Genomic DNA, 20,674 nt, shown 5'->3' on the forward strand with positions numbered 1-20,674 from the left:
ATTACATATCGTTAGATGGAGCGTGGAGTGCGGGGAAACCTGCATGCTCCATGTGGAGCAGGGGAAAAGCTGGAGATAACTTCAAAGGCTTACCTATTGCTAACTATTCCTGAATAAATTTAAAAGCAGACTCTCAGTTGATTGGAGTGAAAGGCGGCGACTCCTGCGGGAATAGCATGAGCTGAAGACCCCGCAACGAAGCGTAGCGAAGTGAGGAGGCTGAAGCCATGCCCGCGGAAAGCGTCCGCCTGGAACGGAAATCAACGGGGGATACGCTATTCCTTTATTGGGCACAGTCGCGGAATAAAATACCGCGTCCCGAGTTGTCGAAACGGGCCATTTTGTTGAACAAAATACTATTTTAAAAAAAAGCAGGAGTGATTTTATGAAGTGTGATGCCTGTGGCAGAGAAATTAAACCAAATGAATTTATGGCAGTATTAGCGAAGTTTCCTGAAAAAGACCATGTTGGAAGGACAGATGCGATTATCAAAAAATGGGTCAAAACCACTGATGGAGCAATTTATTGCAAGGAGTGTTTTGAAAATAAATTTGGGTCAGATTAAGCTATCGGGCGCGTTTGTGGCATAACAGTGTTAATATATTATAAAAATCGCTCAATTGATTTGAGCGATTTTTTTCGTTTTAAATGCATACTAAAACGGGCGTCATTTCGGGTGTTAATAACATTGTTATTTGTCCTGATAAAACACCTGTTAAAATAGTAAGATTTTAAGCGTTAATTGCTTTGTTATTTTGCTTTTTCTCCACCAAAAGTGAACTACTTAAGGGACAATAGGGGTTTTTACACATACGTTAAAGGAAGTGAGAGAAGCTTGGAAAGTCCTTTATTACTACAAACCATAGCTTCCATTGGAGAGGCTATTCAGCATGAGCGCGTTTCTGTCGCTGAAATAGCAGATGAAGCTTTGAAACAGATTGAGAGGTTGAACTCACGTTTGAATGCTGTCATCACCACTCATCCAAACGTACGCGAGCAGGCGGAAAAGTACCTTTTTGATTAACGCTTGCATTTGACGGTTTCATGCCCACAATACCGCAAAAAGCAGCTGGCACACGGACGGACCCGCTTGTGTCGGTTCCAAGCGCTCCCAAGCACACCCATGGATGTGTGACAAAATAAAGATTTAAGACGTATTAACTTTAAAGCTGAAGATAGCTCAGATTGAGCGGAGGAAAAGACGGCGACTCCAGCGGGAGCAAAGGCATAGGTGAGACCCCGGAGTGCGAACGCACTTCGGAGGCTCACCAGCCGCCCGCGGAAAGCGGCGTCTATTTCCGAAGCGGGCTTATGCTCTAACCACTTGATCCAGCTAATTTTGTCCTATTTTTCATTTCGCCCCTCGTTTACTTACTCAATATTCATGGACTTTTTGTAACCTTTGAGATAAGGCATTTCAGACGGTGATCCTCTGTCGAAAGAACTCATCACACGGTGCCATAACGGATAAAATGGTTCCGGCCGGGTGACCGATTCAATTTTGTCATGCTCGTCCTCAGTTAAAACCATCTCAAACGAATTGATATTTTCGCGGAGCTGGTCTTCATTACGTGCTGCGATAACGACCGGGCCAACATTCGGACGGTCTTTTACCCAGGCAAGTGCTATTTGCGGAACGGTTGCGCCTCGCGCGTCCGCCACTTCCTGAAGGGCATCAATGACGTTATACAATCGTTCATTATCCATAACCCATGGTTCAGGCCATCCAGCACCTTGTCGTGTATTCTCCGGAGCCGTTTGCCCGCGGCTGATTTTACCGTTAAGAAGCCCTTCACCCAGCGGACTCCATATCATGGAACCCATTCCAAGTTCGCCAGCCGCTGGCAGCAGTTCGTATTCGGCTTCGCGTGCTTCTGGTGTATAATAAATCTGTTGGCAAACAGGCGGGATATAGCCAGCCTGTTCAGCAAGCGTATAGGTCCGTGCCAATGCCCATCCACTGTAATTCGAAACGCCCCAGTAACGGATTTTGCCGGATTTGACTAAGTCCGTCATCACTGCGATCGTTTCTTCAACCGGCGTACGCCCGTCCCATAAATGCACAAAATACAAATCAAGATAGTCCGTGCCGAGGCGCTTGAGGGATGCTTCAATCGACTTTTCGATATTCAGCCGTGAAGCGCCGCGCGCATTCGGATTATCGCCTAACTGGAATCCTGTCTTGGATGTCAAGAGAACCTCATCTCGGCGATCCTTAATAGCGGAACCCAGCACTTTCTCGGCATCACCATGGGAATACAGATTGGCCGTGTCAAACATGTTGATCCCAGCATCAAGACTCATATCCACCATTTTAGTTGCCTCTTTGACATCGACGTCTCCCATAGCTTCAAATCCATTTGTTCCACTAAAAGGAAGCGTCCCTAAAATGTATTTTGGAACACGCAGGCCAGACGTGCCTAAATAAATATAGTCCATTTAAAAACCTCCTTCCTGCTCTATGTTATGTGTGTACACTAATTGCATCCGAAGATTTCGCAGCCGGTTACTTTTTTGTTTATACTGCTGCATTTCTGGAGAAAGTAGGAGAATCGAACATCAGCTGTAAAAGAAGAGGTTATGTGATGAAAAAACTGTTGCACTCAAAGATGTTTTGGGTGGTTTTACTTGTAATTATTATATTATTTTCTGTTTTGCTGTATAACCAATTGAAGCCGCTTCCTGCAGGGATCTCTTACGAAAGTGATGTCTATCATTCCGACATTGAGTTCCTTAGAGATTTAACCTATCAAACCAAAACGGGGGAGGTGAAGCATGATCGTGAAATCTTTCCTGACATTTTTCGTATGGTCGAGAAAGCAGAAGATGTTATTGTGCTGGACATGTTTTTGTTTAACGGCTACACCAATGAATCACGAGATTTCCCCAAGTTAAGTGAGAAACTGACGACTAAACTCATTAAGCAGAAAAGAAAACATCCAGATTTGCAGGTTGTGTTTATCACGGATCCGGTTAATAATGGCTATCAGTCCTATAGCAATAAAAACATAAAAAAACTGCAAAAACATGATGTGGAAGTCGTTACAGCGAACTTGGATAAGCTTAGGGACTCCAATCCTGTCTATTCAGCGATCTGGCGGACGTTTTTCCGCTGGTTTGGCCAAGGGGGCAAAGGCTGGCTGCCTAATCCGCTGGGAACGAATGCTCCTAAAGTGACAGCGCGCTCCTATTTAGAGGCTTTTAATATGAAGGCGAACCATCGAAAAATGATCGCTACAGAAAATGCAGCGATCATTACATCAGCCAATTCACATGATGCAAGCGGGTTCTTTGTAGATATTGCGTTTAAAGTAACGGGGGATATTGTTCACGAGATCGTGAAAGCAGAGCAAGCCGTACTCGATTACTCTGACAGTGAAACGGATATAAAGCCGGCGAAACATAATAACCAGGCTGCATCGCGTACAGCCGCTGCCCAGTATTTGACGGAAGGAAAAGTGTCTGAACATGTTCTCAAGGAAATTAATCTGACCAGTAAGGGCGATGACATCTGGCTTGGTATGTTTTATCTCGGCAATCGTCAGATGATTCAGGCGTTACAGGATGCGGCGGAGCGAGGCGTCACTATTAAAATGATTCTGGATCCAAATAAAGGCGCTTTTGGCCATCATAATATTGGACTGCCTAATTTACCTGTGGCATCTGAATTAAAGAGCAAGGATCATGTGTCGATCAGGTGGTATGATTCAGCCAAGGACCAGTTTCACGGAAAATTGCTGTATATCAAAGAAGGAACGGAGGCCGTACTGATTGGCGGAGCGGCCAATTACACAACCAGAAATCTCGCTAATTATAATCTGGAAAACGCCATTAAAATTCAAGGGTCGCAGGATGAGCAAGTCATAAAAGACGTCGAACATTATTTTCTGAGGTTATGGCATAATCAGGAGGGCACTTTCACAGCTGATTATGATAAATTCCAGGATCGCAAAACACCGTTTAGAAAAGTGGTCTACTGGATACAGAAAATAACGGGATTCACAACATATTAACAATAAAACATTACATGTGAAAATCATGTTGTGATAAGATTAAAATAGTTGAAATTTATTAAACAAACAGGCATATGTTGCAGAAACAGGCGTAAGGAGAGATGAAATGCCAACTTGTGAAAATTGCCATAATACATGGAGTTGGAAGCAGACTATGAAAAAAATGTTTACTTTGGACCCTGGCATGAACTGTCCCTATTGTGGAGAAAGGCAATATCAGACACGGAAATCAAAAAATAAAGCAGGTTTTTTAAACGCTTTTGTTTTCTTACCAATATTTTTAAATATCTTTTTTGATATCCCAGCAGCGATTTTGATAAGTTTATTTCTCGTTTTAACTTCCTTAGTTATATCGCTTCACCCAGTTGTAATGCATTTAAGTAATAAAGAAGAATATTCTTTCTGAGTATAGCGTTTTATTCTTCAAGAATAGGGAGCGATTGTGTGACTAATTAGGCAAGCTTTTTATTTTAGGCTCTTCAACAAAATCCATGATTGATATTAAGGAATCAATATGGCGCAAGACTAGCCCGCGGAAAGCGACGTGTTTTTCCGCAGCGGACTTAATTTACGATCAGATCATGATTCACTTGCTTGGCTCTCCTGAGAACAGTTGTTACAGGAAAAAATAAAAGAGGCTGCCATTAAGGCAACCTCTTTTGAGAACGAGCGAACCTTACTGGTCGCACTTAATTAATTACCAGCGTCCTCCGAAATTTCCTGGGCCATAAGGTGTGGGGTAATAGTGGGGATAGCCACCGTAGTTGCCGTAGCCACCATAACCACCATAGTTGCCATAGCCGCCATAGCCACCATAATTACCATAGTTGCCGTAGTTACCGTAGCCACCATAACCTGGGCCAGGACCGTAGTAAGGATTGAAATTTCCATAGAAACCTTGCCCGCCATAGTATCCTTGGCCGCCATATGGGGGATAGCCATAATTGTTGTAACGACGATGATTTGAGAAAGCCAATTGATTCACTCCCTTCATAAAGTCTTAAGATATGGTACGTGGAAAATACATAATGGAAACGGCATCTATCAGGGGTGCTTATAAGAAAAAAGAGATTGCCTTGATGGCAACCTCTTTCGCTTTAAGTCGGATATATTATCCCTTGTTTTACGATACGTTTGATGTTGTTAGGGGATTCCAGCGATCGATCAGGGATTTGATCTTTGGATAAAGGAATAGGAAAAGGATTCCGGTCAGTCCCCCGCGGATCAGGTTGAAAGGCAACACCCCAATAACCGCCAGTTTCATACGAGCTGCTGCTGAAAATGACGGAAAATCAAGAAAGACTGTGTACAATGGCAGAAGGATCAAGTAGTTCAGAAATGCCATCATGACCGACGATAGAGCAATCCCGATTAAAAGACCAGACGCAAGCCCTTTTTTAGTACGGACTTTGTTGGCTACGAAAGCAACAGGCAGCACTAAAAACAGCCCCGTCACAAAGTTTGACGCCTCTCCCAAGGGGACACCAAATGAACTGCCGGTAATGAAATAATGCAGTAAATTTTTTAAGGCCTCGACAATGATACCGCCAACCGGGCCAAAAATAATGGCGCCGATCAATACCGGAATCTCACTAAAGTCCATTTTCAAAAATGGTGGGAGACCTGGTAATGGAAAATTGAGCAGCATTAATAAAAATGCTAACGCACTGAGCATTGCTAGAGCCACCATGCGAAAAACACGGCTCCTGGTTTGCATAAGAAATCTCTCCTCTGGCCGATCCACCCCGATTTCCAATGCAGCGCCATTGTACAAAATGAAAACCCCGAAGCAGGCAGCTCCGGGGTGATACATGCACAAATTCATCCGACAATTAACTGCGGACATTATGCGCCTACATCTTCTCCCATCCGGACTATACCGTCGGCTCCGGAATTTCACCGAATCAGTCGATACTCATGGTATCGAGTCGCGGGCTTTACCGCCGGTCAGGAATTTCACCCTGCCCCGAAGATGAATCGTTTATAATTTTAACTAAAGCAATTATACATCCTAAATCGCCTATTGTCCAGTTTTCATCCATATTGTTTTTGAAACAATTAATAATTAGCGTGATTAAATAGACATTGTATATCTGGAAAAGATACCAATTTAGATTTACCTGTTCGGACGCCATCCGCCGAAGATGATTCACTCGGGGATTTTGAACGACCAGAAATCGCAAAGATGATTGACAAGGAACCGATTCGCTCGGGAAATCGAACCCAAGAGATTCATCATAATCCGATAGAAGGAACGTGGGTATTAGAGGAATTTTCCGATGAAGGTGAAAGAAAACTGCCAGTAAACGGACTTATATTTGGCAGCAGCAATAGGGATACTTATACGATTAAAGAGAACGATCCCCTGTCCGCTCGCGTTCAATGTGAATGGGAATTGAAAGTTGGACGTGACGATTGGATGACGACACTTGAGTCGTATAGTGACATGACCTGTGATGAAACGAACTTTTATTTAACGAATACCATGACCGCTTATGAAAATGGCTCGCAAATTTTTGAGAAAACGTGGAACAAGGAAATACCACGGGATCATATTTAATGGCCTAGAAGCGTTAGGATGACGGAAGCTGTCAAAAGGTTTTATCACCCATTTAATGGAAATAACCCACTTTTGTATTAATGGGTTATTTGTATCTATTTTTTCCGTATGGTATTAAACGACCAGAACCGGGTACGAAAATGAGGTAGACAATGCGGCCTCTCAAAAGCCTGAAAAGGAAAAAGCAGTGAATGCCCAAAATAGTACGAATACACCATTATTTATTGTCATTGGCATAGGCATTATTGCAGCAGTCCTCATTTTCTTTTTCATCAGAAGAAGAAAACAAAATAGCTAACTAAGAAGCCAAGGCGTCATACCAGGTTATGACGCCTTTTTTAGTTCGACAAAAATCGAGCGATTACGGGTGGTGACAGGCACCTCCCCAAAAAACAGCCCCCAAAAAACAAGAAATCAAAAAAAGGCGTTGCATTTTTGATGTGCACCTCATATACTGTACTATAACAAATTAATAATTATAAATCTGTTGTATAAAAGAAGGGGGCTGAGGTGAATGACAATGGCTAAATGTCCTGATTGTGGCGGGGATGTCCAAAGCCAGGCGTATTTGCAGGAATGTGACTATTGTTTATCAAAGAAAGAAGCTTAATTTTTTTGCATGTATTGTTATATAACAATAAATTATTTTAAAGTCAGTACTATAACAGGTTGGAGGGACCGGTATATGTTTATCAAGCATGATCAAGTGCGTGTGCATGGGGATTTACAGGAACGGTATGATGAGGTGTTGACGGAAGGAGCTTTGAGTTTTCTTACCAAATTGCATAAAAGGTTCGATGCCAAGAGAAACGCGTTACTGCTGGAGCGAAGCAAGCAACAAGAAGCTATCAATCAAGGGGAACGCTTGGACTTTTTACCTGGAACGACTCACGTGCGGGAGGGTGACTGGACCATTGCGGATATGCCGGAAGAGCTGCATGACCGCCGTGTCGAAATCACCGGATCGGTTGACCGCAAAATGGTTATCAACGCGCTCAATTCCGGAGCTAAAAAGTTTATGGCTGATTTTGAAGATGCAACATCCCCTGTATGGGAAAATCTCATCGATGGTCATATCAATTTAAAAGATGCCATTAGAAGACAAATCGATTTTGTAGGACATAACGGAAAAGCGTATCAGCTCAATGATGACCCTGCTGTACTAATGGTAAGGCCACGTGGCTGGCATATGGATGAGAAGCATATAACGGTTGGGGGCGAGCCGATCTCAGCGTCCCTGGCTGATTTCGGTCTATACTTTTTCCATAATGCCCAGGAATTGATGGAACGTGGCTCGGGGCCCTATTTTTACTTGCCTAAGCTGGAAAGTCATCAGGAAGCTCGTTTATGGAATGATGTGTTTATATTTGCGCAGGAGGAACTTGGGATACCGTATGGCACCATCAAAGCAACTGTACTAATTGAAACCATTACAGCAGCCTTCGAGATGGATGAGATTTTATATGAACTTCGTGATCATTCGGCCGGTCTTAATTGCGGCCGATGGGATTATATCTTTAGTTTCATCAAGAAATTCAAGCACTATGATGATGCCCTTTTACCTGACCGGGCAACGGTAACCATGGAGGTTCCTTTCATGCATGCTTATTCACTGCTGGCTATCCAGACATGTCATAAGCGGAATGCGCCGGCTATTGGCGGGATGGCCGCCCATATACCCGTCAAAAATGACCCGGAAGCCAATAGCGCTGCCTTTGCCAAAGTCCGCGCTGACAAAGAGAGAGAGGTCAGAGACGGCCATGATGGTACATGGATTGCCCATCCGGGCATGGCTGAGCTTGTCAGAGATGTTTTTGACAGCGGAATGGGAAGTGCGAACCAGATACACAGGAAACGAGAGGATATTCAGGTTTCCCGTGAGGATCTTTTGGAGGTCCCGTCAGGTAAGATTACGGAGCAGGGTTTGTATACGAATGTAACAGCAGGCATCCACTATATGGCATCGTGGCTGGGTGGACGCGGCGCCGTTCCGATAAATCACTTGATGGAGGATGCCGCAACAGCTGAAATATCACGTGCCCAGGTATGGCAGTGGATACAGCATCCGAGGGGGATTCTTGAGGATGGGCGCAAGGTTACCAGGGAATTGGTTGGAACCATGATTGATCAGGAAATGGGTTCAATGCACCCGGAGGCGGCTGCATTGTTCCGTCGAATGGTTAGTGAGGAAACGTTTCCTGAATTTTTGACCTTGCCAGCGTATGATCAATTAATCGAGGGGGAAACAGCTAATGGGTAAACAAATGCGTGTGGAACAAGTCCAAAATGAATGGGTCATGAATTCGCGGTGGGATGGTATTGAGCGGCCCTATAGCGCGGAAGATGTTATTCGTTTGCGCGGATCGATTGATATTGACTACACACTCGCTAATAAAGGTGCACAGAAATTCTGGCAGCTTCTGAAAAGCAACCATTATGTTCATGCACTTGGTGCACTGACGGGCAATCAGGCAGTTCAACAAGTCAAAGCAGGTTTACAGGCCATTTATTTAAGCGGCTGGCAGGTCGCTGCAGATGCCAACCTTGCCGGGCAAATGTATCCGGATCAAAGTCTTTATCCGGCTAACAGCGTCCCGGAGGTTGCTAAACGGATGAATAAGGCATTGCAGCGTGCAGATCAGATTCATTATGCGGAAGGGGATGAAAGCATTGATTGGTATGCCCCCATTGTCGCCGATGCCGAAGCCGGCTTCGGTGGACAGCTGAATGTGTTCGAGTTAATGAAGGCCATGATTGAGGCAGGTGCATCCGCCGTCCACTTTGAAGATCAGCAATCATCGGAAAAGAAATGCGGTCATTTAGGCGGAAAAGTTCTACTGCCAACACAAACGGCTGTTCGCAATCTGATTTCAGCCCGTTTAGCGGCAGATGTGATGGGAACACCGACCATTATTATTGCCAGGACAGATGCCAATGCAGCCGATATGATGACCAGTGACATTGATCCATATGATGAACCGTTTTTGACTGGTGAACGTACGGCAGAAGGATTTTTCCGTACGACAGCTGGCATTGATCAGGCTATTGCACGCGGATTGGCTTATGCGCCTTATGCGGATATGCTCTGGTGCGAAACGTCCAAACCTGACTTGGAAGAAGCACGGCGATTCGCTAATGCCATACATGAAAAATATCCGGATAAACTGCTGGCTTACAATTGTTCCCCGTCATTTAACTGGAAGCAGGCGTTAACTGAGCAGGAAATGGCGGATTTTCAGAAAGAGCTGGCTGATATGGGGTATAAATTCCAATTCGTCACACTTGCAGGCTTCCATGCGGTGAATCACAGCATGTTTGAACTTGCCAGAAAATATAAGGATAACGGCATGGCGGCTTATTCTGAATTGCAGCAAGCAGAATTCGCAAATGAGGCATTCGGTTACAGTGCCACAAAACATCAGCGTGAAGTCGGCACAGGTTACTTTGATGACGTCGCTTCCGTTATTTCAGAAGGGACATCGTCCACCGGTGCCCTGGCAGGGTCAACAGAGGCTGACCAATTTTCTGGTTGAATATGGCGTGAAGGAAGTCTGACGTAAGGTATGAAAGGCTTATCCGTAAAACAGGAACAACAAAAACGCGGGCGCTAAGTCATCTTCAGGAATAGCGCCCGCGTATTATATGGGGATGCTGGAGCCAAATGAAAGTCACCAATTCCAAAAGCGATGTCTATTTCCGGCATTTGTGACTGAACTGCCCAAAAGGACTTGATTCAATCAGGATAAAGTGGTATTTTAAATTAAAATAAGTCCGACTATTTCAAATAATTGTTCAGACGTAATGCTGACGGAAAAAATTTAAAAGAGGGGTCCAATTGCTGTTAAATCAAGAGGTACCACGTGACGAGCGAACTAATTTTTTTATTTATATATTTAGCCGTGTCTCGCTGAATATTGGGGACAGCATCTATAATTTTGCTATCAGTTTTTTTATTCTTTATGAAACGGGATCTTCATTAGACTTTTCGATTAATATTGTGATTTCAACCGTTGTTGCTTTAATTTTTCTGCCGCTTTCAGGTGTGATAGCGGATATGGGAAATAAGCGGGCTATCATATTAATTGGTGAATTTATCGATCCGTTGATATTAACAGGTCTATTCCTATATACATATCAGTTTGGCTTCAGCTTGGGGGCCATTTATCTGACTACAGCGATTATGACGGTGACGAGTGCTTTCGCCATGAATGCTTTTCAGACCTCTATCACGGAATTATTTCATAAAAGCCGCGTCCAAAAGGTGTTAGGTTATACATCGAGTTTTATAAACGCATCCGGCATGATTGGTCCTGTTGCAGGGGGCATGCTGTCTGGTCTTTTCAGTTTTGAATGGATTGTTCTCGGTTTTGCCTTTTTGGGTTTCATTTCTGCTGTTATGGACTTCTTTCTAAAATTTGACTTATATCATGATGAAAATGACTATGCTGAGCAGTCTGAAGAAGATCAGGGGGGGTTCAAAAAGCTGCGAAAGGACTTGAAAATAGGGCTGGATTTTGTTTTAAATCATAGCGTGTTTCGGCCGCTTATTCTGTATTTAATGGTTATTAATTTTGTTGGAGCAAGTTTAAGTATATTGCCCTCAAAAATGCTGGTGGATGCATTAAACTTTGATTCGACTGTTGTTGGACTGTTATATACGGCGTTCACCAGTGGCGCTGTTATAGCGGGTGTCGTTGTTGGAAACATGAAGAATTGGAAAAATCCACTCCTCGTGTCCAAGCGGGCCAGTATTATCACTGGCATTATGGTTACGTTGCTGATTATCCCCATCTATATGGGCGGCAGTGATATATGGAAAATCCTAATAATTGCGATTCTTTTCATCGCCGTTAACATGGCTGTTGACTTTATAAATATACCTGTCAGCACTTTTTATCAGCAAACCATTCCCCAGCATATAAAGGGAAGGATTATTTCCATGATCACTATCTTTTCGATGTGCATTATGCCAATGGGGACTGTCCTTTATGGATTTCTATACGATTTAAACAGTTATATTTGGATTAACCTGGCATCAGGTGTTGGAATGGTCATAGCAACATTTTTTCTATTCAAACCGAAAGTTATCAGTGAATCTAAAAGAATGACTGAAGCTATAAGAGAAGAGACGGAAGAAGAAGTGGGAAATTGAATAGAGGAGAGGGGATGCGAATGATGAATCAAACAGAAGATAGGGAGAAGGAAAACAAGATGAATTATTCCTGTCATTGATTTGAAATTTTTAACCATTATCTCCTCCGGTCTTTGGCTTCATGCCACACCATCTATCATCTAAATTTTGGAGGCTATATTATGAACTATCGTCACCTTGGAAACAGTGGTCTAAAGGTCAGTGAAATAGGCCTGGGAAGCTGGTTAACTCATAATGAAACAGAAAGCATTCACCGGGCATACGACTTAGGAATCAACTTTTTTGATACAGCTAATGAGTATGGCCAGGGCGAAGCTGAGCGCGTTTTGGGCAAGGCATTGCACAGGTATCCGAGGGAGTCGTATGTACTGGCAACAAAAGCTTATTTTCCAATGGGGGACGGACCGAATGACCGCGGGCTTTCCCGAAAACATATTATCGAACAGTGCAATGCGAGCTTGAAAAGGCTTGGGGTCGATTATATTGACTTATACCAATGCCACAGATTTGATAAGGAAACACCTACAGAAGAGACGCTGCTTGCTCTGGAAGATCTTGTTCGCCAGGGTAAGATTCTTTATTATGGTGTCAGTCAATGGAGTGCCGCACAGATTACAGATGCGGTACATATAACAAACGAACGCAATCTTCATCCCATCGTTTCAAATCAGCCCGTTTATAATATGATTGTCCGGCAGATCGAAAGTGAGATTGTACCTGTAAGCAAGAAACATGGTATGGGTCAGATTGTCTTTTCCCCACTTGCACAAGGTGTTTTGACTGGAAAGTATAAGCCAGACGAGGACCTTCCTCCTCAAAGCCGGGCAGGAAAGGGTCAGATTAACTATTTGATGAAAAGCTATCTGGATAATAATGTGCTGAAGCAAGTGGCTAAATTGGAGGACGTAGCAGGTGAATTAAACATCGGTTTGTCACAGCTGGCCCTTGCCTGGATTTTGCGGCAGCCTGGCATTAGTTCTGCCATTGTCGGTGCAAGCAACAAGCATCAGCTTGAGGAAAATATAAAAGCAAGCGAGATAGAATTAACGCATGATGTTATCGAAGAAATTGAACCGATTTTAACCGAAATTGACAGAGTGCTGCCGCCTTGGTCTGAAAACGACTGAGATCTAAGAGGCCGCTGCCGTTTAAATACAGCTGGATGCATGGTCGCACAAGCTAAACAGCAGCCATTGAAGTTAACTTAAAAACGATAACAGTGTTTGTATCGTGCCATTTTCATACATAATAAAGGCACCTAATACAATATAAACCGTTGCTGTAATCCATCTGCTGAACCGCTCCATAACCTGGCCAACGCCGGGAATAGCCGTTAATTGTTTAGCCGTAAACATAAGCGCAAAAATAAGCACAATAAAAACGATCAGGGTCACGATGAGTTCATTGAGATCTAATGTAACGAAATAGGGCGCGAATAAGCCGATGTTATCAGCGCCGCAGCTCGCTATCGTTACGAAAGCAACCGTTCTGGTTAATTGGCTCAGGCCTTTTTGATCTAACTGCTTCTCAACTTCTTCCTCATCGTCATCGCCGAATATAGCTATTCTCAGACCGAAATAGAGAGGGACCAACCCTAGTAAACCAAGCAGCCATTTTTCAGGAATGAAATTTAACACATAGGCTAAAAACAAGCTAATGGCGATTAACGTTACAGAACCGATAAATTGGCCTATATAAATATCCCGGTATTGCTTTTTTGTGTGAGCTTGTGCGAAAAACAGCAGTAATATAACGAGTAAATCGGAAGCCGTTGCCGTATAGATGATGATGGCTGCAATAATAACTTGGAACATCATGATCAGCCTTTCTATTTCAGACTTTCAGGTATCATATGTAAATGACAAAAGCCCGGAACAGGAAATGAACCGGGCTTAAAAAGGAGGCTGTTGAGCTAATCCGTCATGAATTTTTTGGCAACAGTTTTCATTGGCTTTTGACTGACGTTTGATTCAACGACGAACAGGACGGTCGGGTCATTTTTATTAACAAATTTTACAGCATTTTTAATCTGGGATGGCGTGCCATTATCTTCTGTATCAATTTCCCATATAAAACCTTCTTTTAAATCCATAACGCTCAGTCAAATATTGATAAGCTCTTTCACTTGCCATAAAGACGCGATCTTCTTCAGGGATATCATTGATCTTGTTCTCGTATTCCTGATCAATACCTTCGAGTTCCCCTATATAGTCTTCTGCGTTTTTCTTATAAACGTCTTCATGATCTGGATCCACGCCGGAATCGCCGTTGCTGCTGCCCGCCGAATAATTCACCGATTTGTTGTTTTTTATAATCACTGAGGCCGACTTCTTCCAGACACCCTTCAGCCAGTTGTTTATCTGCTTTTTTGAGAAGATGAAATACACCCAGTTTAGGATACCTTCCCAGCAGGACGGTGTCGCGAACGTTAATCGGGAAGTCCCAATCGATATCAGTCTTAATATAATCACTTAATCTTATTTTGTCAAAAAAGTACAGTCCATCTTTAATGCTTGCCTTTCAAATTGCTCATTTATTTGATAGAGATATTAATGATGTTTTCCAATACCATTCAGAAGAGGGGAGTTTAGATGATTAAGTGGTTGGCCATTGTCATATTAGTATGGATTCTGTATCAATATGAAAAACGCTTTATGTTACAGGAAGGTCATGACGAAAGAGGGAAGATGATTCTTTACAAGTCCCGTTCAAGAACGTTTACATATGTTTTAGTTGGATGGACAGTTGTTTATTTCATAAATCAATTCTATCACTTGACCTATGCCCAATTTAGAGATGCTATAGCTATCATCATAGCAGGAGTCCTATTCGTTCAATTCATTTATTTGTTTATCTACTGCCGTCAATACTGACGACGCATTTATTTGCGCGTCACGTGTGGTGATTTTTGCTCGTTCCGGCGATCACTATCAAAAGCCGTTGTGGCGCAATCCCGCCAACAAGGAAAGCGCCTGTTTATCGTAGTTATTGTTTGCTTTGACCATCTCCTGATCCCTTTTCGCTGTTTTTTGTTTCGTTTTTCGACTCATCCCAATGCTGGGTGTCATCATGATCGTCAAACTCAATAATAACATCCGTTATCCTTTTTTCATCCAATATTTTCTTTTCAATATTATCGTGAATCTGGTCAGCTTCTGCTATGGTCATATCGGACTCAAGTTCTATCTTCAATTCAGCATGGAGTTCGTTACCTTCCTGCATGACCGCCAGCTTGCGAATGTCTTTGACTTTTGGCTCTTCATACACATACTCGCCAACTTTTTTGACCATATCTTGATCGGCAGCACCTAAGGCCCCTGCGGCATTATCGAGAAAAATTCGCCCGACAACCAGAAACAGCATGAGTCCAATAACAACAGAAGCATAACCTTCAGCCGATTGGAACGGCGTATAGGCGCCAATAAAAATCGCAATGATCGCAATAAACGCGCCGCTGGTAGCTACAGCGTCCTCCAAAAATACGAGCTTGGTTGCCGGATTTGCTTTACCTACGTTTTTAAAACTTTCCGATATTATGTTGAATCCTTTGATATCTTCGCCACCTAGATCTGCGGTGATTTCTTTCATTGATTTAAACCAGACAAACCCCTCGAGAATCATGGCTATCCCAAGAACACTGACGTTCAGCCAAAGCCATTCATTGGACTCAGGGGGCGCTATGATACGGTTGATCCCTTTCTTTATGGTTTCATATGCAAGAACCCCCACGATAAGAACAGCACCGAGCAATACCAGATTAACCAGGCGTGCAAAACCTTCAGGGAAACGGTCGGTAGGCGGTTTATTGCTTAACGCTGATCCGATATAGACAAAGGCTTGATTCACTGTATCGCCAATGCTGTGCATCAATTCAGCAAACATAGCCACATTGCCCGTGATGAAGAAAACAACGCCTTTTGTTATCGCAACCACTGCATTAATAATACTTGCCCATAATGAGGACATGGACCCTTGCTTGAGTAATCGAAAAAGTTCTTTCATGTTTTGCTCCTTTTGCATTAAAAAATATAAAGCCATTTATAGTATGCCACGATAATGCTATGCTACTCATGCTGTTATAGAGCCAGCTGTTTTTGCGGGGGCTGCTGTCAGACAGTGACACATTTAAAGAACTGGTGAGACACGTTTGATGTGACATCACCATGATTTTTAGTAAAATAGCTGTGGAATGAATTATTAAAAACGAAAGGACTGAGTGACTATTGTCAGTTAAATGGGAACCCGCACGGACATATGATGAGATTGTGTATGAGAAATCAGAGGAAGGGATTGCCAAAATCACGATCAATCGTCCCCACAAACACAATGCGTTTACGCCAAAAACAATTGACGAGCTGCTTGATGCGTTTACTGATGCCCGGAATGACGGCAGAGTTGGGGTCATTATTTTAACCGGCATGGGCGATAAAGCATTCTGCTCCGGCGGTGATCAGATGGTCCGCGGCGATGGCGGCTATGTCGGAGGCGACCAAGTACCAAGACTGAACTTGCTTGATCTGCAGCGTCTGATGCGCGTCACGCCAAAACCGATTATTGCGATGGTGGCCGGCTATGCTATTGGCGGCGGCCACGGTCTTCACGTTATCTCTGATTTGACGATTGCTGCGGACAACGCCATTTTCGGTCAGACAGAAAGTAAAGTAGGCAGTGTTGATGCTGGTTATGGACAAGGCTTCCTGGCCGAAATTGTAGGTCAAAAGAAAGCCCGTGAAATTTACTACCTGAGTGAGCAGTACACAGCTGAAGAAGCGGACAAGATGGGTCTTGTCAACAAGGTAGTCCCGCTGGAGCAGCTGGAGGACGCAACCATTGATTGGGCGCAGAAACTCGTCGCGAAAAGCCCGACAGCCCTGCGCCTGATGAAAGCATCCTTCAACGCTGATACAGATGGACTCGCTGGTCTGCAGCAATTAGGCGGCGATGCAACATTGCTGTATTACAGGACGGAAGAATCAAAAGAAGGCCGCGATGCTTTCAAAGAAAAACGCGAACCCGACTTTTCCCAATTCCCGCGTTTCCCATAAGCATACGGCTGCCCGAGCGAAGCGGATCGAGCGCGGCGAAAAATCGATCGAGGAGCGCACTGAAACGACCGAGCGCAACGAAAAATCGATCGAGGAGACGATAAAAATTTAATCAAATTATCACGTTCGGCAGGAATTTTGCAGAAATAAGTCGAATAAGTATAAAGCAACGACATGACAGACGATTGTTATACTGTAATAGCTGAAGCAAACATACAATGGTTTAAGCATAATGGTAGCTTTATAGAATGATGAGCGGGACAATAAATCGTACAAGAAAGGGTGATAAGATGACGGCTGAGGTAAAGGATAACCGTGCTGTAACACAGGATATGATTGAACGTTTCACAGATGATTTCCGGAGTAATCCGCAACACAAAGTCTTAATGAACGCGATCAAACAAAATGGCATCAATGCGGTCGCTATGGATCAGGATGCTGAAGTTAACATGCAGCAGACGTTTTCACATGAGATTAAGTCCGATAAAATAACGGACCAAAAACAAAGCGGACGCTGCTGGATGTTTGCCGGTCTGAACACATTACGGCATGAAGTAGCTAACAATTGCAACTTGAAATCATTTGAGCTATCGGAAAACTATCTGACTTTCTGGGATAAATTTGAAAAAGCCAATTATCTTCTGGAAAGTATTTTGGACACACTTGATGAGCCATTAGACAGCAGAATTGTCCAATGGCTGTTAATGGATCCTATCCAGGATGGCGGTCAATGGGATATGTTCACCAGCCTGGTTGATAAGTATGGTGTGATGCCGAAATACGTCATGCCCGAGACGTATCATAGCAGCCGTTCGGGTGCTATGAATGAGCTGGTAACTCAGAAACTTCGGGAAGACGCGGCCAAACTGCGCAAACAATATCAGGAAGAGGGCGTCTCCCCAGAATCGCTGCGGGACCAAAAGCCGGCCCTGTTAAATGAAATCTTTCGGATGCTGGCGCATTTTCTCGGAGAGCCACCTAAGCGGTTTGATTTTGAATACCGTGATAAGGATGAGACGTTCCATCGTGATACGAACATCACACCGCAAGAGTTCTATCAAAAGTATGTAACAATTAATCTGCATGACTATGTCAGTCTGATTAATGCGCCGACCGAGGATAAGCCTTTTGGGCGTACGTTCACGGTCAAATATCTGGGTAACGTCAGCGGCGGCCAGGATGTCTTTTATTTGAACGTCCCGATGGAAACGCTGAAAGAAGCCACGAAACAGCAAATTGAAAACAATGAGCCTGTATGGTTCGGCTGTGATGTGACGAAAATGCTGAACAGCAAAAGCGGCATTCTGGACACGGCTATGTACGATTATGAATCAGCGCTTGATGTCAGCATGAATCTTACCAAGGCAGAGCAACTGGATTATGGCAATAGCCAAATGACCCATGCGATGGTGCTCCAAGGCGTTAATATCGCCGAGGACGGCAACCCTAATCGCTGGAAAGTGGAAAACAGCTGGGGCGAAAAGCCAGGCAAGGATGGCTATTTTGTGATGAGTGACGACTGGTTTAACGAATTTATGTACCAGGTCGTTGTTCGAAAAGATTACCTCCCAGAGGAATTGCAAACAGCCCTGAACCAGGAACCTATCGCACTGGAACCATGGGATCCAATGGGGTCACTGGCTTAATTTAATCACATTGGCAGTATAAAGAAGCATGAGGAGCGATTCCTCATGCTTCTTTTAGAAAATAGGCCAAGACATAATCCTGCTTTTATTAAAATGATTAAGATTCAGCATCATTTGGCTGATAGACCATTTCTGTTTGGTCGTGCTTTGTGAAAAGGTTCCAATAGGCTTCAGCAATCCAGTCTGGGTCGAAAAATGTGCCTGCTTTCACGGCACTGCCTATCGTAACAGTCCCCACATAAATGCCATCATTTAAAGATGGTTATTCAATTATTGCTATGTGGAATTGGGAAAGAGGAAATTATTTTTAAAAGATTAATTCAACAAACGAGCCATTTTGCGGAATAATTGTATGTTAAAATTTAGTTAAAAAGGGATGATTTTAATGGGACAAAAAAACTTTTCGAGAATAATTTGGGTAATATTATCCTTAATTGTTGTTGCTGGAGTGTTTCTCGTCTGGCACACTATCGTTCACAACCTATTGTTATCCTGCATAATAACTGCGCTTGTAATTTATGGACTAACTAAAACAAATTTAATAAAATACAACCTTTTATTATTTAAAAATTAACCCTGACGGGCGCAATTGTCATGTAACGTGGGCCAGGACTATATTGCAGTTAAGAAGGTGAAGTAACAAAATGAGAATAATTACAACTGTTATTTGGATGTTTCTCATTCTTTATTTACCTGAAGTGATTGGGTTAGATAAAAATATTTATTTCTATTTAATTGCTTTCCCAATATCCCTAATCGGAGTGTTTGTAATGCAACATCTTTTCAATAAAAAATTGGGAAAAAATGCAGACCCACATAATGAAAAATAGTCTTATAAATACTTATACTGCAATCAGGCGCGTTTATTGAATAAGCGCATAAGAATGAGCGGTTTATGGCGGAATGGCTTTTTACCAAGAAGCATTGCTATTGGTTAATGTAATTTTCGGTATTCTTGAAATATGTATTTTCCACACAAAGTAAAACGTTCATGTGCCTATTATAAGAATCATCATGACTGTTTACTGTTACTTCTGTTGCTCTCATAAAGCCAACTAAATTCTTCGCTGATGTTCCTCAGCTGCAGCTCAGCCTCCCGTTGTCGTTTAATGAACCGTCGTATATGACCAGACCCTTTAAACGATTGTCCGTCTGTTAGTGGATAACGCATACATGATCCTAGTATAATATAGGAGAACCTGCCACTTATTAAAAAAGGAGCTTTTAACGATGCACAGCGATAATGAAAAAACTGCACTGCTGGTCATGGACATAGAAAATGGCATTGTATCACGTTACGCCGAAAATGGGGAGGAGCTGTCCCCGGTTCAACAAGCCGTGGCGGCCGCACGGGAAAACAATATGCAAGTGATTTTTGTGCGCGTTGGATTCAGCGAGGGTTATCCTGAGGTCAACCCGCGAAATCCGGCATTTACAAGAATTGCTGAAAACGGGGGCATGACGTTGTCAGATGAAGGCACGCAGATACACGAATCTGTTCAGCCCCAGGAAAATGAACCTATTGTCACCAAGTATCGGGTGAGTGCCTTTGCCGGCAGCAATTTGGAAATGATCCTGGAAGCTTTGGATATTAAGACGCTCGTTTTAACTGGTATTGCCACAAGCGGTGTCGTGCTATCGACATTGCGGGAAGCGGCGGACAAAGACTTTTCACTCAAGGTGTTAAAAGATGCGTGTCTTGATGGTGATCCTGACGTACACCGCGTCCTGACTGAAAAGGTGTTTCCGCAGCAGGCAGATGTCCTTTCAGTTAACGAATGGGCTGAGACAGTGAATTAAAATGGCGGGGATCGCAGTAACGAGTTCAGTTTTGACGGAGAAAAATGCTAATAACAGCATAAATAGTACACTAATTAGCGTATCTTCCAGCAAGCTATTAACAGTATAAATATCATACAGAGAACGCACAGAATTATTTTCTGTGCGTTTTAATGTAATTTTATTGTGTTAGGCAACAAACGCAACCGATTGTGTAAGACAGTTAAATCGTTAGTATATGGAAATTTGGTATTTTAGATGTTGGTCGAATGGTCTTTAAAAAAGATATAATAAGCTAAATATAAAAAGAAAAAACCGCCAATCAAACCTATTATATTATTCCAATAAAAATAAGGGTATTGGAATTAAAATTAAATAAATGAATCAATTTCATAATTGCTCTTATTAAAAACGCAAAGACCTGCAGAATTTCTAATGTGTATTTTTTTAAAATTCCTCTAAGCAGCCTGCTGCTGCTT

The 20,674-nt window shown here is 43.0% G+C and carries 23 protein-coding genes, 2 pseudogenes and 1 riboswitch; of the genes and pseudogenes, 14 read left to right on the forward strand and 11 right to left on the reverse strand.

Annotated elements, in window-relative coordinates; translation table 11 throughout:
* Window positions 1-385: 385 nt before the first annotated feature.
* Together ACFQU8_RS10070 and ACFQU8_RS10075 are read left to right on the forward strand one after the other, a co-directional pair.
* A complete protein-coding gene (locus tag ACFQU8_RS10070; protein ID WP_382359437.1) occupies window positions 386-565 on the forward strand; it encodes a hypothetical protein in 180 nt (59 codons plus the stop codon).
* Window positions 566-835: 270 nt separating this feature from the next.
* Window positions 836-1,024: a hypothetical protein gene (locus ACFQU8_RS10075; RefSeq protein ID WP_382359496.1), complete on the forward strand. Its 189-nt coding sequence runs from the start codon at window positions 836-838 to the stop codon at window positions 1,022-1,024.
* On the opposite strand, the gene ACFQU8_RS10080 is transcribed toward ACFQU8_RS10075, so the two are convergent.
* Together ACFQU8_RS10080 and ACFQU8_RS10085 are read right to left on the reverse strand one after the other, a co-directional pair.
* Window positions 972-1,121: an amidase family protein gene (locus tag ACFQU8_RS10080; protein ID WP_382359440.1), complete on the reverse strand. Its 150-nt coding sequence runs from the start codon at window positions 1,119-1,121 to the stop codon at window positions 972-974. The genes ACFQU8_RS10075 and ACFQU8_RS10080 overlap by 53 nt on opposite strands.
* A gap of 250 nt (window positions 1,122-1,371) precedes the next feature.
* Entirely contained in the window at window positions 1,372-2,439 is a 1,068-nt protein-coding gene (locus ACFQU8_RS10085) for an aldo/keto reductase (protein WP_382359443.1), read from the reverse strand.
* A 215-nt stretch (window positions 2,440-2,654) separates the two neighbouring features.
* Here ACFQU8_RS10085 and ACFQU8_RS10090 point away from each other — a divergent pair, with 215 nt between their 5' ends.
* Together ACFQU8_RS10090 and ACFQU8_RS10095 are read left to right on the forward strand one after the other, a co-directional pair.
* On the forward strand, window positions 2,655-4,013 hold the full coding sequence (locus tag ACFQU8_RS10090; RefSeq protein WP_382359446.1) for a phospholipase D family protein: 1,359 nt from the start codon (window positions 2,655-2,657) through the stop codon (window positions 4,011-4,013).
* A gap of 106 nt (window positions 4,014-4,119) precedes the next feature.
* Entirely contained in the window at window positions 4,120-4,419 is a 300-nt protein-coding gene (locus ACFQU8_RS10095; RefSeq protein ID WP_382359449.1) for a TIGR04104 family putative zinc finger protein, read from the forward strand.
* A gap of 291 nt (window positions 4,420-4,710) precedes the next feature.
* Here ACFQU8_RS10095 and ACFQU8_RS10100 read toward each other — a convergent pair whose 3' ends face one another.
* Window positions 4,711-4,989, reverse strand: a complete 279-nt coding sequence (locus ACFQU8_RS10100; protein ID WP_382359452.1) for a hypothetical protein — start codon at window positions 4,987-4,989, stop codon at window positions 4,711-4,713.
* Between the two features lie 147 nt (window positions 4,990-5,136).
* Window positions 5,137-5,730: an ECF transporter S component gene (locus ACFQU8_RS10105; protein ID WP_382359487.1), complete on the reverse strand. Its 594-nt coding sequence runs from the start codon at window positions 5,728-5,730 to the stop codon at window positions 5,137-5,139.
* 136 nt (window positions 5,731-5,866) lie between these two features.
* Window positions 5,867-5,991, reverse strand: a riboswitch (FMN riboswitch).
* A 207-nt stretch (window positions 5,992-6,198) separates the two neighbouring features.
* Here ACFQU8_RS10105 and ACFQU8_RS10110 point away from each other — a divergent pair.
* From ACFQU8_RS10110 to ACFQU8_RS10135, 6 genes are all read left to right on the forward strand, one after another.
* Complete coding sequence (locus ACFQU8_RS10110) at window positions 6,199-6,573, forward strand: hypothetical protein (RefSeq protein ID WP_382359454.1); 375 nt, start codon at window positions 6,199-6,201, stop codon at window positions 6,571-6,573.
* Window positions 6,574-6,760: 187 nt separating this feature from the next.
* Window positions 6,761-6,871, forward strand: a complete 111-nt coding sequence (locus ACFQU8_RS10115) for an LPXTG cell wall anchor domain-containing protein (protein WP_382359457.1) — start codon at window positions 6,761-6,763, stop codon at window positions 6,869-6,871.
* A gap of 387 nt (window positions 6,872-7,258) precedes the next feature.
* On the forward strand, window positions 7,259-8,833 hold the full coding sequence (aceB, locus tag ACFQU8_RS10120; protein WP_382359459.1) for a malate synthase A: 1,575 nt from the start codon (window positions 7,259-7,261) through the stop codon (window positions 8,831-8,833).
* A complete protein-coding gene (aceA, locus tag ACFQU8_RS10125) occupies window positions 8,826-10,106 on the forward strand; it encodes an isocitrate lyase (RefSeq protein WP_382359461.1) in 1,281 nt (426 codons plus the stop codon). The genes aceB and aceA overlap by 8 nt, the downstream gene beginning before the upstream one ends.
* A gap of 302 nt (window positions 10,107-10,408) precedes the next feature.
* Window positions 10,409-11,725: an MFS transporter gene (locus ACFQU8_RS10130; protein WP_382359463.1), complete on the forward strand. Its 1,317-nt coding sequence runs from the start codon at window positions 10,409-10,411 to the stop codon at window positions 11,723-11,725.
* Window positions 11,726-11,886: 161 nt separating this feature from the next.
* Window positions 11,887-12,852 (forward strand): aldo/keto reductase family protein, encoded by a 966-nt coding sequence (locus tag ACFQU8_RS10135; RefSeq protein ID WP_382359465.1) that lies wholly within the window; start codon window positions 11,887-11,889, stop codon window positions 12,850-12,852.
* A gap of 72 nt (window positions 12,853-12,924) precedes the next feature.
* On the opposite strand, the gene ACFQU8_RS10140 is transcribed toward ACFQU8_RS10135, so the two are convergent.
* The 4 genes and pseudogenes from ACFQU8_RS10140 to ACFQU8_RS10155 all read right to left on the reverse strand — a co-directional run.
* The gene (locus tag ACFQU8_RS10140) at window positions 12,925-13,539 is read right to left on the reverse strand and encodes a CadD family cadmium resistance transporter (RefSeq protein ID WP_382359490.1); all 615 of its coding nucleotides are present in this window, start codon (window positions 13,537-13,539) and stop codon (window positions 12,925-12,927) included.
* Window positions 13,540-13,637: 98 nt separating this feature from the next.
* The gene (locus ACFQU8_RS10145; RefSeq protein WP_382359467.1) at window positions 13,638-13,817 is read right to left on the reverse strand and encodes a hypothetical protein; all 180 of its coding nucleotides are present in this window, start codon (window positions 13,815-13,817) and stop codon (window positions 13,638-13,640) included.
* Window positions 13,783-14,043 carry a metal ABC transporter substrate-binding protein gene (locus tag ACFQU8_RS10150; RefSeq protein WP_382359470.1) on the reverse strand — a complete coding sequence of 87 codons (261 nt, stop codon included), beginning with the start codon at window positions 14,041-14,043 and terminating at the stop codon, window positions 13,783-13,785. The genes ACFQU8_RS10145 and ACFQU8_RS10150 overlap by 35 nt, the downstream gene beginning before the upstream one ends.
* Window positions 13,985-14,185, reverse strand: a pseudogene (locus ACFQU8_RS10155) (metal ABC transporter ATP-binding protein); the annotation flags it as partial. The gene ACFQU8_RS10150 and the pseudogene ACFQU8_RS10155, both read right to left, overlap by 59 nt.
* Window positions 14,186-14,316: 131 nt before the next feature.
* Between ACFQU8_RS10155 and ACFQU8_RS10160 the strand changes: the two are divergent.
* On the forward strand, window positions 14,317-14,598 hold the full coding sequence (locus tag ACFQU8_RS10160) for a hypothetical protein (protein WP_382359473.1): 282 nt from the start codon (window positions 14,317-14,319) through the stop codon (window positions 14,596-14,598).
* A 112-nt stretch (window positions 14,599-14,710) separates the two neighbouring features.
* Here the strand turns inward: ACFQU8_RS10160 and ACFQU8_RS10165 are convergent, their stop codons facing one another.
* Complete coding sequence (locus ACFQU8_RS10165; RefSeq protein WP_382359476.1) at window positions 14,711-15,727, reverse strand: cation diffusion facilitator family transporter; 1,017 nt, start codon at window positions 15,725-15,727, stop codon at window positions 14,711-14,713.
* 221 nt (window positions 15,728-15,948) lie between these two features.
* Between ACFQU8_RS10165 and menB the strand changes: the two genes are divergently transcribed.
* Window positions 15,949-16,770 (forward strand): 1,4-dihydroxy-2-naphthoyl-CoA synthase, encoded by an 822-nt coding sequence (gene menB / locus ACFQU8_RS10170; protein WP_382359479.1) that lies wholly within the window; start codon window positions 15,949-15,951, stop codon window positions 16,768-16,770.
* A 290-nt stretch (window positions 16,771-17,060) separates the two neighbouring features.
* Window positions 17,061-18,416, forward strand: coding sequence for a C1 family peptidase (locus ACFQU8_RS10175; RefSeq protein ID WP_382359493.1), 1,356 nt, complete (start codon window positions 17,061-17,063; stop codon window positions 18,414-18,416).
* A gap of 97 nt (window positions 18,417-18,513) precedes the next feature.
* Here ACFQU8_RS10175 and ACFQU8_RS10180 read toward each other — a convergent pair whose 3' ends face one another.
* Entirely contained in the window at window positions 18,514-18,654 is a 141-nt protein-coding gene (locus ACFQU8_RS10180; RefSeq protein WP_382359482.1) for a hypothetical protein, read from the reverse strand.
* A gap of 692 nt (window positions 18,655-19,346) precedes the next feature.
* Window positions 19,347-19,481 (reverse strand): annotated as a pseudogene (locus ACFQU8_RS10185) (protein rep); the annotation flags it as partial.
* Window positions 19,482-19,646: 165 nt separating this feature from the next.
* On the opposite strand from ACFQU8_RS10185, the gene ACFQU8_RS10190 reads away from it, so the two are divergent.
* Window positions 19,647-20,216, forward strand: a complete 570-nt coding sequence (locus ACFQU8_RS10190; protein ID WP_382359484.1) for a cysteine hydrolase family protein — start codon at window positions 19,647-19,649, stop codon at window positions 20,214-20,216.
* Window positions 20,217-20,674: the final 458 nt, after the last annotated feature.

Origin of the sequence: Lentibacillus kimchii (assembly GCF_042666895.1) — a bacterium.
In the GTDB taxonomy this organism is placed as follows: domain Bacteria; phylum Bacillota; class Bacilli; order Bacillales; family Amphibacillaceae; genus Lentibacillus; species Lentibacillus kimchii.

Excerpts from the sequence above, each read along its gene's own strand:
- ACFQU8_RS10105 (WP_382359487.1), bottom strand. The coding sequence starts at position 5,730 with ATGCAAACCAGGAGCCGTGTTTTTCGCATGGTGGCTCTAGCAATGCTC.
- ACFQU8_RS10135 (WP_382359465.1), top strand. The coding sequence starts at position 11,887 with ATGAACTATCGTCACCTTGGAAACAGTGGTCTAAAGGTCAGTGAAATA.
- ACFQU8_RS10165 (WP_382359476.1), bottom strand. The coding sequence starts at position 15,727 with ATGAAAGAACTTTTTCGATTACTCAAGCAAGGGTCCATGTCCTCATTA.
- ACFQU8_RS10085 (WP_382359443.1), bottom strand. The coding sequence starts at position 2,439 with ATGGACTATATTTATTTAGGCACGTCTGGCCTGCGTGTTCCAAAATAC.
- ACFQU8_RS10095 (WP_382359449.1), top strand. The coding sequence starts at position 4,120 with ATGCCAACTTGTGAAAATTGCCATAATACATGGAGTTGGAAGCAGACT.
- ACFQU8_RS10110 (WP_382359454.1), top strand. The coding sequence starts at position 6,199 with ATGATTGACAAGGAACCGATTCGCTCGGGAAATCGAACCCAAGAGATT.
- ACFQU8_RS10160 (WP_382359473.1), top strand. The coding sequence starts at position 14,317 with ATGATTAAGTGGTTGGCCATTGTCATATTAGTATGGATTCTGTATCAA.
- ACFQU8_RS10145 (WP_382359467.1), bottom strand. The coding sequence starts at position 13,817 with ATGGATTTAAAAGAAGGTTTTATATGGGAAATTGATACAGAAGATAAT.
- ACFQU8_RS10190 (WP_382359484.1), top strand. The coding sequence starts at position 19,647 with ATGCACAGCGATAATGAAAAAACTGCACTGCTGGTCATGGACATAGAA.
- ACFQU8_RS10140 (WP_382359490.1), bottom strand. The coding sequence starts at position 13,539 with ATGTTCCAAGTTATTATTGCAGCCATCATCATCTATACGGCAACGGCT.
- ACFQU8_RS10175 (WP_382359493.1), top strand. The coding sequence starts at position 17,061 with ATGACGGCTGAGGTAAAGGATAACCGTGCTGTAACACAGGATATGATT.
- ACFQU8_RS10070 (WP_382359437.1), top strand. The coding sequence starts at position 386 with ATGAAGTGTGATGCCTGTGGCAGAGAAATTAAACCAAATGAATTTATG.
- aceB (WP_382359459.1), top strand. The coding sequence starts at position 7,259 with ATGTTTATCAAGCATGATCAAGTGCGTGTGCATGGGGATTTACAGGAA.
- aceA (WP_382359461.1), top strand. The coding sequence starts at position 8,826 with ATGGGTAAACAAATGCGTGTGGAACAAGTCCAAAATGAATGGGTCATG.